14 protein-coding genes are annotated in these 14,898 nt (G+C 70.3%); 6 read left to right on the forward strand and 8 right to left on the reverse strand.

Features of this window, described 5'->3' with window-relative positions:
- Positions 1-22: 22 nt before the first annotated feature.
- From gdhA to ACEN2M_RS07845, 6 genes are all read right to left on the reverse strand, one after another.
- Positions 23-1,372 (reverse strand): NADP-specific glutamate dehydrogenase, encoded by a 1,350-nt coding sequence (gdhA, locus tag ACEN2M_RS07820; protein WP_441647547.1) that lies wholly within the window; start codon positions 1,370-1,372, stop codon positions 23-25.
- 125 nt (positions 1,373-1,497) lie between these two features.
- A complete protein-coding gene (locus ACEN2M_RS07825) occupies positions 1,498-1,929 on the reverse strand; it encodes an NUDIX hydrolase (protein WP_441647548.1) in 432 nt (143 codons plus the stop codon).
- Positions 1,926-2,771: a shikimate 5-dehydrogenase gene (locus tag ACEN2M_RS07830; protein WP_441647549.1), complete on the reverse strand. Its 846-nt coding sequence runs from the start codon at positions 2,769-2,771 to the stop codon at positions 1,926-1,928. Before ACEN2M_RS07830 ends, ACEN2M_RS07825 begins: the two co-directional genes overlap by 4 nt.
- Before the next feature lie 68 nt (positions 2,772-2,839).
- A complete protein-coding gene (locus ACEN2M_RS07835) occupies positions 2,840-3,049 on the reverse strand; it encodes a YbdD/YjiX family protein (RefSeq protein WP_441647550.1) in 210 nt (69 codons plus the stop codon).
- Between the two features lie 25 nt (positions 3,050-3,074).
- Positions 3,075-5,357 (reverse strand): carbon starvation CstA family protein, encoded by a 2,283-nt coding sequence (locus tag ACEN2M_RS07840; RefSeq protein ID WP_441647551.1) that lies wholly within the window; start codon positions 5,355-5,357, stop codon positions 3,075-3,077.
- 127 nt (positions 5,358-5,484) lie between these two features.
- Entirely contained in the window at positions 5,485-6,366 is an 882-nt protein-coding gene (locus ACEN2M_RS07845; protein ID WP_441647552.1) for a polysaccharide deacetylase family protein, read from the reverse strand.
- Positions 6,367-6,573: 207 nt separating this feature from the next.
- Between ACEN2M_RS07845 and ACEN2M_RS07850 the strand changes: the two genes are divergently transcribed.
- Positions 6,574-7,959 carry a glycine--tRNA ligase gene (locus tag ACEN2M_RS07850; RefSeq protein WP_441647553.1) on the forward strand — a complete coding sequence of 462 codons (1,386 nt, stop codon included), beginning with the start codon at positions 6,574-6,576 and terminating at the stop codon, positions 7,957-7,959.
- A gap of 351 nt (positions 7,960-8,310) precedes the next feature.
- Here ACEN2M_RS07850 and ACEN2M_RS07855 read toward each other — a convergent pair whose 3' ends face one another.
- Positions 8,311-9,357, reverse strand: a complete 1,047-nt coding sequence (locus ACEN2M_RS07855; RefSeq protein WP_441647554.1) for an alcohol dehydrogenase catalytic domain-containing protein — start codon at positions 9,355-9,357, stop codon at positions 8,311-8,313.
- A 68-nt stretch (positions 9,358-9,425) separates the two neighbouring features.
- A complete protein-coding gene (locus tag ACEN2M_RS07860; RefSeq protein WP_441647555.1) occupies positions 9,426-10,826 on the reverse strand; it encodes a glutamyl-tRNA reductase in 1,401 nt (466 codons plus the stop codon).
- A 74-nt stretch (positions 10,827-10,900) separates the two neighbouring features.
- Between ACEN2M_RS07860 and hemE the strand changes: the two genes are divergently transcribed.
- The 5 genes from hemE to ACEN2M_RS07885 all read left to right on the forward strand — a co-directional run bounded on the left by hemE (position 10,901) and on the right by ACEN2M_RS07885 (position 14,835).
- A complete protein-coding gene (hemE, locus tag ACEN2M_RS07865) occupies positions 10,901-12,046 on the forward strand; it encodes a uroporphyrinogen decarboxylase (RefSeq protein ID WP_441647586.1) in 1,146 nt (381 codons plus the stop codon).
- A gap of 45 nt (positions 12,047-12,091) precedes the next feature.
- Positions 12,092-13,618 carry a protoporphyrinogen/coproporphyrinogen oxidase gene (locus ACEN2M_RS07870; protein WP_441647556.1) on the forward strand — a complete coding sequence of 509 codons (1,527 nt, stop codon included), beginning with the start codon at positions 12,092-12,094 and terminating at the stop codon, positions 13,616-13,618.
- A gap of 89 nt (positions 13,619-13,707) precedes the next feature.
- Positions 13,708-14,109, forward strand: a complete 402-nt coding sequence (locus ACEN2M_RS07875; protein WP_441647557.1) for a hypothetical protein — start codon at positions 13,708-13,710, stop codon at positions 14,107-14,109.
- A 32-nt stretch (positions 14,110-14,141) separates the two neighbouring features.
- Positions 14,142-14,558 carry a phage holin family protein gene (locus ACEN2M_RS07880; protein WP_441647558.1) on the forward strand — a complete coding sequence of 139 codons (417 nt, stop codon included), beginning with the start codon at positions 14,142-14,144 and terminating at the stop codon, positions 14,556-14,558.
- Positions 14,548-14,835 (forward strand): DUF3618 domain-containing protein, encoded by a 288-nt coding sequence (locus ACEN2M_RS07885; RefSeq protein WP_441647559.1) that lies wholly within the window; start codon positions 14,548-14,550, stop codon positions 14,833-14,835. Before ACEN2M_RS07880 ends, ACEN2M_RS07885 begins: the two co-directional genes overlap by 11 nt.
- The last annotated feature ends 63 nt before the right edge of the window (positions 14,836-14,898 follow it).

The raw sequence follows: 14,898 nt of genomic DNA on the forward strand, positions 1-14,898 counted from the left end.
CGCGCCGGCCGACTGCGCTGCCCTAGATGACGCCCAGTGCGAGCATCGCGTCGGCGACCCGGGTGAACCCGGCGATGTTCGCCCCGGCCACGTAGCTTCCAGGGGTGCCGTATTCGTCAGCGGTCTCCAGGCACCGGTCGTGGATGCCCTGCATGATCACGGCAAGTCGGTCCTCGGTGTGCTCGAAGGTCCAGGAGTCGCGGGACGCGTTCTGCTGCATCTCCAGCGCGCTGGTTGCCACCCCACCCGCGTTGACCGCCTTCGCGGGCGCAAAACGCACGCCGGCCTCGGACAGCAACCGAACAGCGTTCGGGGTGGTCGGCATGTTCGCGCCTTCCGCCACGATCTGGCAGCCGTTGCGGATCAGGGCCTCGGCGCCCACGGCGTCGAGTTCGTTCTGGGTCGCGCACGGCAGGGCGATGTCGCACGGCACGTCCCAGATCGAGCCGTCGGCCACATGGCTGACCCCGTCCCCGCGCAGGGTCGCGTACTCGGAGATGCGCTCCCGTCGCACACCCTTCACCTCTTTGAGGAGGGCCAGGTCGATGCCGGCCGGGTCCACGACGTAGCCGCCGGAGTCCGAACAGGCGACCACGGTACCGCCGAGCCGGTGCACCTTCTCGATGGCGTAGATCGCGACGTTTCCGGAGCCGGACACGACCACCCTCTTGCCGTCGAAGCCCTCGCCCGCGGTTTTCAGCATTTCGTCGACGAAGAAGACCGTGCCGTAGCCGGTCGCCTCCGTGCGCACCTGCGATCCGCCCCAGCTCAGGCCCTTGCCGGTCATGGTGCCGGACTCGTAGCGGTTGGTGATCCGCTTGTACTGGCCGAACATGTAGCCGATCTCACGCCCGCCCACACCGATGTCCCCGGCCGGCACATCCGTGTACTCGCCCAGGTGCCGGTACAGCTCGGTCATGAACGACTGGCAGAAGCGCATCACCTCGGCCTGGGACCGGCCCTTGGGGTCGAAGTCGGAGCCGCCCTTGCCGCCGCCGATGGGCAGCCCGGTGAGGGAGTTCTTGAAGATCTGCTCGAAGCCCAGAAACTTCACGATCCCGAGGTTGACGCTCGGGTGGAAGCGGAGACCGCCCTTGTACGGGCCGAGAGCGGAGTTGAATTCCACCCGGAACCCGCGATTCACCTCGATCTTGCCGGAGTCGGTGACCCAGGGCACCCGGAAGATGATCTGGCGCTCAGGCTCGCAGAGACGGCGGATGATGGCCGCGTCTGCGTACTGCGGATGCTTCGTCACCACCGGGCCGAGGCTCTCGAGCACCTCCCGCACGGCCTGGTGGAACTCGCCTTCGCCAGGGTTCCGGTCGAGGACTTCCTCGAAAATTGGAACCAGCTGCTTGTCGAGCACCGACATAGATCTCCTTCACACGCGTGGAAAAGCCGAAGGCAGCTCTGGGGCTGCGCGATGGTTTCGGCCTCACCACCGTACCGGCTCTGCCCCGGCGGCCTTCGAGGCGGGTGCCGACAGCAGCCGGAGACTCAGTCGATCAGGTCGGCGGCGTGCAGTCGGCGCAACACCTCGACGCCGGCCGGCGGGCACCGCTGCTGGTCGGCCGTGCTGGCCCAGTGCACGGCGCTCACCTCGGCGCTTGCCGAGGGCTCGGCGGGGGTCTCCGCGCCGAACACGCTCATCCGCACGAGCCGGCCGTCTGGTTCACCGTGTGCCTGAATGTGCACAGTGAACAGGGGGCGGAGCGCGGCGGGGTCCAGACGCACCGCCACCTCCTCCCAGGCTTCCCTGGCGGCGGCATCCGTCTCGCTCTCACCTGGATCGATCTTGCCGCCGGGCATGAACCAGACGTCTCGCCCGCGGGCGGTGACCATGAGCACCCGGCGGTCGCGGATGAGCGCGACGGCGGCGACCAGGATGTCGGGGTGCGCGATGACGGGCGCGGCCTCCGGGTCGCTCATGCGCGGGCGAAGGCCGATGCGGCCTGCACCTGAGCGGCCGTTGGCCGCACGCCGGTGTAGCGCTCGAACTGTTCGGCGGCCTGCAGGGCGATCACCTCGGCGCCGGTGATCACGGTCTTGCCGGCGGCACGCGCCGCGAGGATCAGCGGCGTCTCGGCGGGCAGCGCCACGACGTCGAAGACAGTGTCGGCGGCCGCGATGGCCGCGGTCGTGAAGGCCGACTCGGTGGCCTGCGCGCCGCCGGCCATGCCGATCGGCGTGACGTTCACCAGTAACGGCGCGGTCGCGGTGCCCGGCTCGGCCAGCCAGGAGTAGCCCAGCTCGTCGGCCAGGGCGCGGCCGCGGGTCTCGTTGCGGGCCACGATGGTGCCGGCGGCGAAGCCGGAGTCGCGGAGGGCCGCTCCGACGGCCTTGGCCATGCCGCCGGAACCGCGCAGCAGGAACGGGGTGGCCGGGTCGAGGGCGTTGCTTTTCAGCAGGTCGGCCGCGGCGATGTAGTCGGTGTTGTACGCGCGCAGGTAGCCGTCGTCGTTCACGATGGTGTTCACCGACTGGATGGCCGTGGCCGAGGCGTCGAGTTCGTCGACGAGGGCGATGACATCCTCCTTGAACGGCATCGACACCGAGCAGCCGCGGATGCCGAGCGCCCGCACCCCGGCGATGGCGCCGGCCAGGTCGGTGGTGGTGAACGCCTTGTAGACGAAGTCGAGCCCGAACTGCTCGTAGAGGTAGTTGTGGAACCGGGTGCCGAAGTTGCTCGGTCGCGCGGCCAGCGAGATGCAGAGCCGGGTGTCCTTGTTCAGGGCGGGCTTGCTCGGTCGGGGCGTGGTTGTGTCAGTCATCGCCTCCAATGCTACGACCCGCCCGGATCGATGCCCGGGCGGGCCGTAGGTGGTGCGCGTCGGGTGGGTCAGCAGCACCGGCCCTGCGGGTTGGTGTCCTGCCGGTCGGTCTGGTCGCGCCAGAACTCCCGTTCGGTCATGGCCGGCACCGCCGCATCCGTGCCGTGCACGGACTCGTGGTGCGCCTGGTACTTCTCGTAGGCATCCTCACCCATGAGGCCCTTCACGTACCAGGCGAGCCCGGCCGCCGCGGTGCGCACCGCGGCGGCCACGCTCATCAGCGCCCCCCGAACGTGATCGCCATCAGTGCTCGCGCGCCTTGCGCTTGCCGGTGCTCGGGCGGGCATCCCACTCGGCCTGGGTGGCCTTCTCGGCCCGCGTGGCCATCAGGCCGGACGGAGCGAAGATGCGCGACGGCACGGCCAGGTCTTCGTTGGTCGCGTTCGCGTGGGTGCGCCAGGCGTGCCAAGTGGCCTGCAGGGCGGTGAAGATCACGATGACCGCGAGGGTCACGAAGATGATCGACAGGATGCCCTGCACCATGGTGTTGCGCACCACGGCCTCCATCGCTTCGACCGAGGTGGCCGTACCGAAGCTCGTCTCCCCGGCGGCAAGCGCCTTGGAGAACGCCGCGTTCTGGGCGAAGTAGCCCACCGACGGCACACTCGAGAAGATCTTCAGGATCGAGGCCGTGATGGTGACCACGGCCGCGAAGGCCAGCGGTACCGCGACGATCCAGAGGTACTTGAACATGCCGCGCTTGGCCACGATGGCCATGCATACCGCCAGGGCGATCGCGGCGAGCAGCTGGTTGGCGATGCCGAACAGCGGGAACAGCGTGTTGATGCCGCCGAGCGGGTCGGTGACGCCCATCACGAGCACCGCGCCCCAGGCCGCCACCATGATGCCGGTGGTCAACCAGGCGCCGGTGCGCCACGAGGTGTCCTTGAACTTCGGGAAGAAGTTGCCCAGGCTGTCCTGCAGCATGAACCGGGCCACGCGGGTGCCGGCATCCACTGCGGTGAGGATGAACAGGGCCTCGAACATGATGGCGAAGTGGTACCAGAACGCCATCATGCCGCTGCCGCCGGCGACCTGCTGCATGATGTGCGCGAGGCCCACCGACAGGGTCGGGGCGCCGCCGGTGCGGGAGACGATGGATGCTTCGCCGACGTCCTTGGCCGTCTGGGTGAGCATCTCCGGGGTGAGGTTCACGCCGGTCAGGCCCAGGCTGTTGACGAAGGTGACCGCGCCCTCCACCGTGCCGCCGGTGAGGGCGGGCGAGGAGTTCATGGCGAAGTAGATGCCACGGTCGATCGACAGCGCGGCCACGAGGGCCATGATCGCCACGAACGATTCCATCAGCATGCCGCCGTAGCCGATGAACCGGGTCTGGCGTTCCTTCTCGATCAGCTTGGGCGTGGTGCCGGAGGCGATCAGGGCGTGGAAGCCGGACAGGGCGCCGCAGGCGATGGTGACGAAGAGGAACGGGAACAGCTGGCCGCTCACGACAGGTCCGGTGCCGCTGGTGGCGAATTCGCTCACCGCCGGAACGAAGATCTCGGGGCGCACGATGATGATCGCCAGCGCGAGCATGCCGATGGTGCCGATCTTCATGAAGGTGGAGAGGTAGTCGCGCGGGGCCAGCAACAGCCAGACCGGCAGGATCGCGGCGACGAAGCCGTAGACGATGATGCCGATGGCCAGGGGCAGTTTGTCGATGTGGAACATCGCCGCACCCCACTCGGTGCCGGCGATGGCGCCACCGCCCACGATCGCGGCGATGAGCAGCACGAAGCCGATGATGGAGATCTCGGTGACCTTGCCCGGGCGGAAGAAGCGAAGGTAGCAGCCCATGAACAGGGCGATCGGGATGGTCATGCCGACCGAGAAGACGCCCCAGGCGCTTTCGGCCAGTGCGTTGACCACGACGAGGGCGAGGATGGCGACGATGATGACCATGATCGTGAGCGTGGCGATGAGGGCGGCGGTGCCGCCGACCCGGCCGAGCTCGTCGCGGGCCATCTGGCCCAGCGACCGGCCGCCGCGGCGCATCGAGAAGAACAGCACCAGGTAGTCCTGCACGGCGCCGGCGAAGACGACGCCCACGATGATCCAGATCGTGCCGGGCAGGTAACCCATCTGGGCGGCGAGCACGGGGCCCACCAGGGGGCCGGCGCCGGCGATGGCGGCGAAGTGGTGGCCGAAGAGCACCCGGCGGTCGGTGGCGGCATAGTCCTTGCCGTCGGCCTTGTACTCGGCGGGGGTCGCCCGGCGGTCATCCGGGCGCAGCAGGTGCTTCTGGATGTAGTTGGAATAGAACCGGTACCCGATCAGGTACGTGCAGATCGCGGCGAAGACGAACCAGATGGCGTTCACGGTCTCGCCGCGCACCACGGCCAGCATCACCCAGCTGAGCCCGCCGAGCAGCGCGATGGCCCCCCAGATGGCGATCTTCAGCGGGGTCCAGTGGGCCTCTTCGGCGTCGTGGATGGTGGGGTCAAGGGCCACGGGCGGGAGGGCCGGGTCTTGGGTCAGGTCTGGTTCTTCGGTTGCGCCTTGCGGAATGCTGGACGTAGCGCCCATCAGTACTCCTCTTTGAGATACACGGTGAAACTCACAGCAAATTGCCGGGTAACCGCAACGGTAACATCCGCCGCGGGCGGCAATGGTGCCATTGGTCCCCCCGAAGACGTGTCGTCGGGTGCGAACCTCACGGATGCGCCGCGCTGGTGAACACGTCGTTGAGGGTGACGGCGGTGAGGGCGCGCTCGTGCAGCAGCCCGAGCAGCTGCGGAAAGACGCGGGTGACCGGATCGAAGTTGAGGTGCCCGATCACGATGTGCTGCGGCAGGAACCAGGTGGTCGCGAAGTCGACGACCTGCTGGTCGGTGATGAGGCCGGAGTCGGACAGCGAGCCGTACCAGGTGGTCGGGACCGTGTAGCCGAGGTCGGCGGCCAGCGCATCCACCCTGTCGTCGTGCACCCCGTACGGCGGCCGGAAAAACGGCCGGGCGTCGACCCCGAAGGTGTCGGTGATGAAGTCGTGGTTGCGGCTGAGTTCGGTGGTGACCTCGGCGTCGGCCAGGGTGCTGAGGTCGGGGTGCGACCACGTGTGGTTGCCCAGCTGGATCTGGCCGCTGGCGACGAGTGGGCGGAGCGCTTCGGCGTTGTCGGTCCACGCGTCGTAACAGCCGGTGACGAAGAAGGTGAGCCGGATGCCCGTGTCGGCGGCGAACTGCGCGTACCTGGCCACCACGTCGCTGCTCGAGCCGTCGTCGACGGTCCAGGCCAGCAGCGAGCCCTCCCCGGGCAGGCCGGACAGGGTGCCGGACGGCACTCCCACCCGCACGAGGGCGGGCGTGGGCAGCGGCACCGCAACCGGCGGAGGAATCGCACCGGGCAGCGGCCGGGGGAGCGCGGTGGGGGTGGGGGCCGGCACGACGGCCCCGGTCGCCACCGGCGGCGCATCCGGCGCCAGCGCCGCGCAGCCGGCCAGCGCGAGCGAGAGACCCAGCGAGGCGAGCACGGTGCGCCGGTCGAGCACCGCGTTGGTGAAGGGCGCCGGCGCGGTCTGGTCGGGGTGCGCTCGCACGGTGGTCCTCCCCCCGGAGCCTGTCGATCTGTCGATGGAGCAGCGGTGCGAGCGGAGCGTGAGCGCAACGCATCCGAATGTAGTGGCGCCGGCGGCGACCGGCAACGCCCGTAACCGGGGGTCGTGGCCGTCTCGCTAAAATGGACAAATCCGTACCCGGGCCCCCGCCCGGTGTTTTGACCATCCTTTTGGACCATTGGAGCCACCGTGGCCGCACTTTCCCGTCTTGATTCCGTCATCGCCCTCGCCCGCCACCGCGGCTTCGTCTTCCAGGCCGGTGAGATCTACGGCGGCAGCAAGTCCGCCTGGGACTACGGCCCCCTCGGTGTGGAGCTGAAGGAGAACATCAAGAAGCAGTGGTGGCGCTTCATGGTCACCAGCCGCGACGACGTCGTTGGCCTGGACTCCTCCGTCATCCTGCCGCGCAAGGTCTGGGAGGCCTCCGGCCACGTCGAGGTCTTCTCCGACCCGCTGGTGGAATGCACCAGCTGCCACAAGCGTTTTCGCGAAGACCACCTCATCGAAGAGTTCGAAGAGAAGAAGGGCCGCCCGCCCGAAGGCGGCCTCGACGGCATCGCCTGCCCCAACTGCGGCAACCGGCACACCTGGACCGAACCGCGCGCGTTCTCGGGCCTGCTCAAGACCTTCCTCGGCCCCATCGACGACGAGGCCGGCATGCACTACCTGCGCCCCGAGACCGCGCAGGGCATCTTCGTGAACTTCGCCAACGTGCTGCAGGCCGCGCGCATGAAGCCCCCGTTCGGCATCGGCCAGATCGGCAAGAGCTTCCGCAACGAGATCACCCCCGGAAACTTCATCTTCCGCACCCGCGAGTTCGAGCAGATGGAGATGGAGTTCTTCGTCGAGCCCGGCAGCGACGAGGAATGGCACCAGTACTGGATCGACCAGCGGATGAGCTGGTACACCGGCCTCGGCATCAACATCGAGAACCTGCGCCTGTTCGAGCACCCCGCCGAGAAGCTGTCGCACTACTCCAAGCGCACCGTCGACATCGAGTACCGCTTCGGCTTCTCCGGCAGCGAGTTCGGCGAGCTCGAGGGTGTGGCCAACCGCACCGACTTCGACCTCAAGACCCACTCCGAGGCGTCCGGCAAGGACCTCTCCTACTTCGACCAGACCAAGAACGAGCGCTGGGTCCCGTACGTGATCGAGCCCGCGGCCGGCCTCACCCGCTCGCTGATGGCGTTCCTGGTGGATGCCTACCACGAGGAAGAAGTGCCCAACGCGAAGGGCGGCGTCGACAAGCGCACCGTGCTCAAGCTCGACCCGCGCCTGGCCCCGATCAAGGCCGCCGTGCTGCCGCTGTCGCGGAACGAAGCCCTCTCACCCATGGCCCGTTCGCTGGCCGCGCGCCTGCGCGAATCGTGGAACGTGGACTTCGACGACGCCGGCGCCATCGGCCGCCGCTACCGCCGCCAGGACGAGATCGGCACCCCGTACTGCATCACGGTGGACTTCGACTCGCTCGAGGACCAGGCCGTGACCGTGCGCGACCGCGACACCATGGCGCAGGAGCGCGTGCCCCTGGCCGAGCTCGACGCCTACCTGGCCGTGCGCCTGCGCGGGGCGTAACCAGCCCCGCGGCATCCGCCCGCCCCGGAGCTGTAATCAGCCCCGCGGCATCCGCCCGCCCCGCTCTGGCTCGGCAAGGCCCGCCGCACCACGGCGCCTGCCCCGCACATCGGCGCCTGCCCCGCACATCGCGGAATGCGGGGCAGACGCCGTTCTGCGGGTGGCGCGCCACCCGCCTACCGGCGCCGTGCCCGCATAGCTCCGGATGCCGGCCGCCACGCCCTTCGGATGCCGCGGTGGGCCTGGCGCACCACCCGCGTACCGGCGCCTTGCCCGCACAGCTCCGGATGCCGGCCGCCACGCCCTCCGGATGCCGGCCGCCACGCCCTTCGGATGCCGCCGCCCGGCGCGCTAGGGCAGCGTCAGGGCGATCAGGGTGACGCCCGCGGCGGGCAGGGGCGCCGACATCGCGGCCAGGGCCGCAGGGGCATCCGCCAGGCCGATACGCTGGCTGATCAGGTCTTGCGGGCGCAACCGGCCGCTGGCCACGAGCGCCAGCAGCTCGGGGTAGTCGCTTGCGGGCATGCCGTGGCTGCCGAGCACGGTCAGTTCACGGCCGATCACCACGCCGAGCGGCAGCACCGGGTCTTCGGCGAGCAGGCCGATCTGCACGTGCCGGCCGCGGGTGGCCAGCGAGCGGATGGCGATGGCCACCGTGCTCTCCCGGCCGAGCGCCTCCACCGACACCTGGGCACCCCCGTCGGAGAGCAGGCGAACCCGCTCCACCACCTCGGGGTCGGTCATGCCGCTGGAGTTGACCGTGAAGGTGGCCCCGGCCCGGGCGGCGGAGGCGAGGGCGTCCACGCTGATGTCCACGGCGATCACCCGGGCGCCGAGCGCCGCACCGATCATCACGGCGGAGAGGCCGACGCCGCCACAGCCGATCACCACGAGGGTTTCGCCGGCCGCGAGCTTCGCCTGGTGCACCAGGCCGCGGTACGAGGTGGCGAACCGGCAGCCGAGCAGGGCGGCGGCGCCCGCGTCGAGGTCGTCCGGCACCGCGATCAGGTTGACGTCGGCGTTGTGCAGCGCCACCCGTTCGGCGTAGGAGCCCCAGTGCGTGAAGCCGGGCTGGGTCTGGTTGCGGCACACCTGGGCGTTGCCGCCGGCGCACTCGGGGCAGTCGCCGCAGGCGCAGACGAACGGCACGGTGACCCGCTGGCCCACCGCGAACCTCGTCACCAGCGGCCCGACGGCGTCGATCACGCCGACGAGTTCGTGGCCGGGAACGTGCGGCAGGGCGATGTCAGGGTCGTGCCCGAGCCAGCCGTGCCAGTCGCTGCGGCAGAGTCCGGTGGCCTCCACCCGCACCACCACGCCGGCGGCGCTGGGTTCGGGGTCGGCCACGTCACGCACGACCGGCAGCACGCCGAATTGATCGAACCAGACGGCCTTCATCTCAGACCCACGCTCCGCTCAGAACCACGCTCGGCTCAGCACCGTGCGGAGCCCCCGTCGGACGCACGTCAGGAGGCGGCGTCGGCGACGTCGGTCGACCCCGGCAGCTCGACGGGTGGGACCGCCGAATCGGGCAGGGCCACCTCGATGCCGAACAGGGCGTCGAGGCCGCCGAGGAACGCCTCCTGGTCGCCGGCGCGGGCCAGCTCGCGGGAGCGCACCATGGGGGTGTGCAGCAGCACGCCGGCGAGGTGCCGCAGCGCCGATTCGGTCTGCTCGCTGGTGTCGCCGCGCTTGCGGGCGCGTTCGATCTCACCGTCGAGGATGTCGAAGATGTGGGAGCGCAGCGCCACGACGGCCGGCGCCAGGCTCTGCTCCTCGGCCACCGCGGAGAACTTCTTGGCCGCGCGACCCACCAGCTTGCGGGCCTCGCTGGTGGCGTTCAGCTGTTCCAGGGGCGCGTGGATGCGGATGGTCTCGAGGTCGAGCAGCTCCACGCCGGGCACGTCGCTCACGTCAGGGTCGACGTTCCGCGGCAGGCCGAGGTCGATGACCAGCTGGCGGGCGGCGTCGGGTTCGGCGCCGACCGGGCAGGAGCGCCCGGCATCCGAACCGGCAACCAGGGCAGGCACCTCGGCGGCGTGCTGCGCGGCCACGAGCGCGCGGCCGGCGGTGAGGATGCCCGCATCGATCACGTGGTGCTCCACGGTGGTGCAGGTGAGAATGAGGTCGGCCAGGGCGGTCTCGGCAGCCAGGGCCTCGGCATCCGTCGCCACGGCCCCGATGTCGTGCGCGGCGGCGAACTTGGCGGCGCGGCCGGACGGCGAGTACACCCGCACGTCGGTGACGCCGAGGTCGCGCAGGGCCGCCAGCGAGGCGCCGGCGTACCGGCCGGTGCCCACGAGCAGCACCCTGGTGTGCGCCCAGTCGGTGACCCGGCTCTCGGCCAGTTCGAGGGCGAGGCGCACCAGCGAGCGGCCGGCGGCGCCGATCCCCGTGCGGTTCTTCACACCGCGGGAGGTCTGCGAGGCCCGCTGGAACAGGCGCTCCAGCTCGGGGCTGGTGGTGCCGGCGGCGCGGGCCTCCTCGAGGGAGCGGCGCACCTGGCCGGCGATCTCGCCCTCGCCGACCACGACGGATTCGAGCCCGCTGGTCACGGCGAAGAGGTGCTCGGCCACGCCGTTGCCGTGCACGAGGTCGAGGGTGTCGCGCAGCAGGTCGGCGCTCACACCGGTGCTCGCGCTCACGGCATCGATCGCGGCATAAACCGCGGGAAGAGGGGAGACCCCGAACGGCTCGTCGAGGTCGAGGTAGGCCTCGAAACGGTTGCAGGTGGCCACGACAACGGCCCCACTGAGGGCATCGTGGCCCGTGAGCATCCCGCCCGCCGCAGCGTCCGCGCCCACAGACAGCTTTTCGAGCACGTCGAAACTCGAGTTCTTGTGGTTCGCGGACAGACAAATCAACACCGCTTGATTCTACGTTGTGTCGAACAACACCTCGAATCGCATCTCTCAGCCGATGTAGAGGACAATCGAGCGTGATGAACCTCGAGACGACGCACCCACTTTCTGCCGGCCTCACCTCGGACTCCCGCCTGGTGCGGGCCTACCAGGGCACCCGCCCCGCCGTGACCCCGGTGTGGTTCATGCGCCAGGCCGGCCGTTCGCTGCCCGAATACCGCGAACTGCGGGTGGGCACGCGGATGCTCGACGCCTGCCTGGACCCGGGCATGGCCAGCGAGATCACCCTGCAGCCGATCCGCCGGCACGGTGTCGACGCCGGCATCCTGTTCAGCGACATCGTCGTGCCGCTCAAGCTCGTGGGCGTCGACGTGGAGATCGTGGCGGGCAAGGGCCCGGTGCTCGCCCAGGCCGTGCGCAGCCGAGCGGATGTGGACCGCCTCATCGCGCTCGACCCCGCCGTGCTCGACACCGCACTCGCCCCCATCAGCGAGGCCGTGGCGCTCACCGTCGCCGCGCTGGGCTCGACCCCGCTGATCGGCTTCGCCGGGGCGCCGTTCACCCTGGCCGCCTACATCGTCGAGGGCGGCCCGTCCAAGGACCACATCCACGCCCGCACCCTCATGCACTCCGACCCTGACGCCTGGGCGGCCCTGATGGCCTGGACCGCCGACGTCACCGGCCGGTTCCTCCGCGCCCAGGTGCTGGCCGGCGCCAGCGCCGCGCAGCTGTTCGACTCCTGGGCCGGCGCCCTGTCGCTCGACGACTACACCCGCTTCGTCGCCCCCGCCTCCACGGCCGCGATCGCCCACGTGCGCGACCTCACCTATGCCGAGACCGTCGGCGACGAGGCCGCCGACCCTGAAACCATCCGCCGCAATGTGCCCGTCGTGCACTTCGGCGTGGGTACCGGCGAACTGCTCAAGGCCATGCACGGCATCGGCGCCGACGTCGTCGGCGTGGACTACAGGGTGCCGCTCGACGAGGCCAGCCGACGGCTCGGCGGGGTGGTGCCCGTGCAGGGCAACATCGACCCCGCCCTGCTGAACGCGCCCTGGCCGGTGCTCGAGGCGCACGTTCTCGACGTGCTCGAGCGCGGCCGCACGGCGCCGTCGCACGTGCTCAACCTCGGCCACGGCGTGCCGCCGGAGACGAACCCCGACGTGCTCACCCGGCTGGTGGAGTTCGTGCACGAAACCACCGCGACCGCCTCCACCGCTTCCTAGAGCCGCTCCCGAGTGCCGGCGCCACCGCCGGCGGAAAGCAAGGTCATGAAGGACGTCCTGGTCATCGGCGGAGGTGTCGCCGGTTTGGTGGCCGCCCGCGAGTGCGCCCACCTCGGGCTCAGCGTTGTCGTGCTGGAGGCCGCCGCCACGGTCGGCGGAGCCGTCGCCGGTCATGAGGTCGCGGGGCTTCCGCTCGACGCGGGCGCTGAGAGCTTCGCTGTGCGCGGCAACACCGTGGCGGCGTTCATCGCCAACCTCGGCCTCACCGAGGAGATCGTGGCCCCCGATCCGGCCGGAGCCTGGCTGCACCTGCCGCCGCACCGCCCCGGTGGGGCACCCATGTCGGTGCCGCTGCCCAAGGCCGGCGTGCTCGGCATCCCCGGGTCGCCATTGGCCGAAGACGTCCGCCGCGCCATCGGCTGGTCCGGTGCCCTGCGCGCCTACGCCGACAGACTGATCCCGGTGCTCAAGATCGGCCGCGAGAACAGCCTCGGCGCTCTCGTGGGCAAGCGGATGGGCCCCAAGGTGCTCGAACGCCTGGTCAACCCGGTCGCCGGCGGCGTTTACGCCACCGCGGCCGACGACCTCGAGGTCGACGTCGTCGCTCCCGGGCTCAACCGCGCCCTCACCACGGCGGGTTCCCTCTCCGGTGCCGTCACGGCGATGCGCATCGCCGCGCCGGCCGGCTCGGCCGTGCGGGGGCTGAATGGCGGCATGCACCGCCTGGTCGACGCCCTGGTCACCGACCTCGGGCTCTACGACGTCGAGATCCGCACCAATACCGCCGCGGCCGGCTTCAGCCCGGTCGACGTGCGGGCGACCGCTGACGACGGCACCGAGACGACCACCCGCACCTGGGCCGTGCAGCTCGCCCCGGCACCGGATGCCGATGCCCCGGCCGACCGCGACGGCGCCGCAGGCACGGCCCCGGCCGACGAGCCGCGCACCCTCGAAGCCCGGCACATCATCCTTGCCGTGCCCGCGGCCGCCGCCCTGGGACTGCTCGCCCCGCTCGGCACCGAGTTCGCGTCCCTCGCCGCCCTGGACTGGCCGGTGCCGGCCGCCGTGGAACTCGCGACCCTGGTGCTCGACGCCCCGGCGCTCGATGCCCACCCCCGCGGCACCGGCGCGCTCGTGGCCGAGGGCACGCCAGGTGTCACCGCCAAGGCCATCACGCACGTCACCGCCAAATGGGCCTGGCTCGACGCCCTCACCCCGCCCGGCCGGCACGTCATCCGGCTGTCCTACGGGCGCGCCGGGGCGCCGGTGCCCACCCTCGGCCTCAGCGATGACGAGCTGCAGGCGCTGGCCCTGCGGGATGCGGCCGCGATCCTGGGCGTGGACCTCGCCGCAGCCCACGTGGCCGGGTTCGCCCGCACCCTGTGGCGCGACAGCCTGTCGCCGGCCACGATCGGCGCGCCCGAGCGCATCCGCCGGGTGCGCGATGTCGTCGACAACACGCCCGGGCTCGACGTCACCGGCGGCTGGCTCGCCGGCACCGGGCTGGCCTCCGTGATCCCCGACGCGCTCGCTGCGGGTATCCGTGGCAGACGGGCAGTGCTAGACCTCTGATCAGGACTGTTTTGGGCCCGGCACACATGTTCCTCCCCGGGCTGGGGGGTTACGCTGGCAACACATGAACGCAAAGGAATGGAGTCACAATGCGGGGAAAGCTTCTTTTCATCACGGGTGGGCTCGTCGGCTACGTGCTGGGTGCACGCGCCGGACGTAAGCGCTACGACCAGATCGCGTCGGCCGCCTCAGACCTGTGGAACCGGCCGCCCGTGCAGAAGCGCGTGAACGAGGTCAAGGACTTCGCGCTCGAGCGCGTCGGCGACGTTCCCGGCGCCCTGTTCGACGCGGGCAAGAAGGTCGCCTCGGCCGTGGCGAACAAGACCGACAAGGCCAAGGGCGCCCAGACGTCCGGCACCGTCGCCGGTTCAGCCACCGCCGCTACCAAGGCTGCCGCCTCGGCAACGAAGTCCGCCAAGGCCGCCGCGGCCTCGGCGACCTCCGCTGCGGAGTCCGCGAAGTCCACCGACGACACCACTGCAACGCAGTAATCTCGCCGACGACAGTCCAAGGAAGGATGCCAGTGAGCAACAGCGGGTACAACCCCAAGAGCAAGCAGTCACTGTTCACGCTCCTCAGCGAGCTTCCGGGTCAGATCACTGATCTGGTCAAGGCCGAGATCGACGCCTTCAAGGCCGACATCTCCGGCAAGGCCAAGAACGTCGGTATCGGCCTGGGCTTGTTCATCGGAGCGGCGGTGTTCGCGTTCTTCGCGGTCATCGTCTTCATCGCGCTGGCCGTGATCGCGCTCGACCTCGTGCTGCCGCTCTGGCTGGCCGCGCTCATCGTTGCCGTCGCGCTGCTCCTGATCGCGGTGATCCTGGCGTTGATCGGGCTCAACCGGGTCAAGAAGGGCACCCGCCACGATCCCGACGGCGTGACCGCGAGCATCCAGAAGGACGTCGACGCATTCAAGGGAGTTGGCCAGTATGAGCACTGACAAGACCCCGGAGACCACGCCGGAACACCACAGCACCGCCGAGCTGCGCGCCGAAGCCGACCGGGCGCGAGCCGCGCTCGCCGGCACGCTCGACGCGATCGAGTACAAGCTCAACGTGCCCAAGCAGGTCAAGATCAACACCCGGCGCTTCACCCTCGGGCTGCACAGGCTCGGCGACGACAACCCCCTCGCCCTGGCCGGCATCGCCCTGGGCGCCGCCGCCACGGTGGGCACCGTCGTCTGGTGGGGCGTCAAAACGGTCCTCGACCGCCGCTGAACGGCCGGGTGGGCGGGTCTACTTTTGGCTCTCCGGGCAAAGCGGTAGAGACTAGTACACATG

Origin of the sequence: Cryobacterium sp. W22_MBD10_FK3, from assembly GCF_052113745.1 — a bacterium.
GTDB lineage: Bacteria > Actinomycetota > Actinomycetes > Actinomycetales > Microbacteriaceae > Cryobacterium.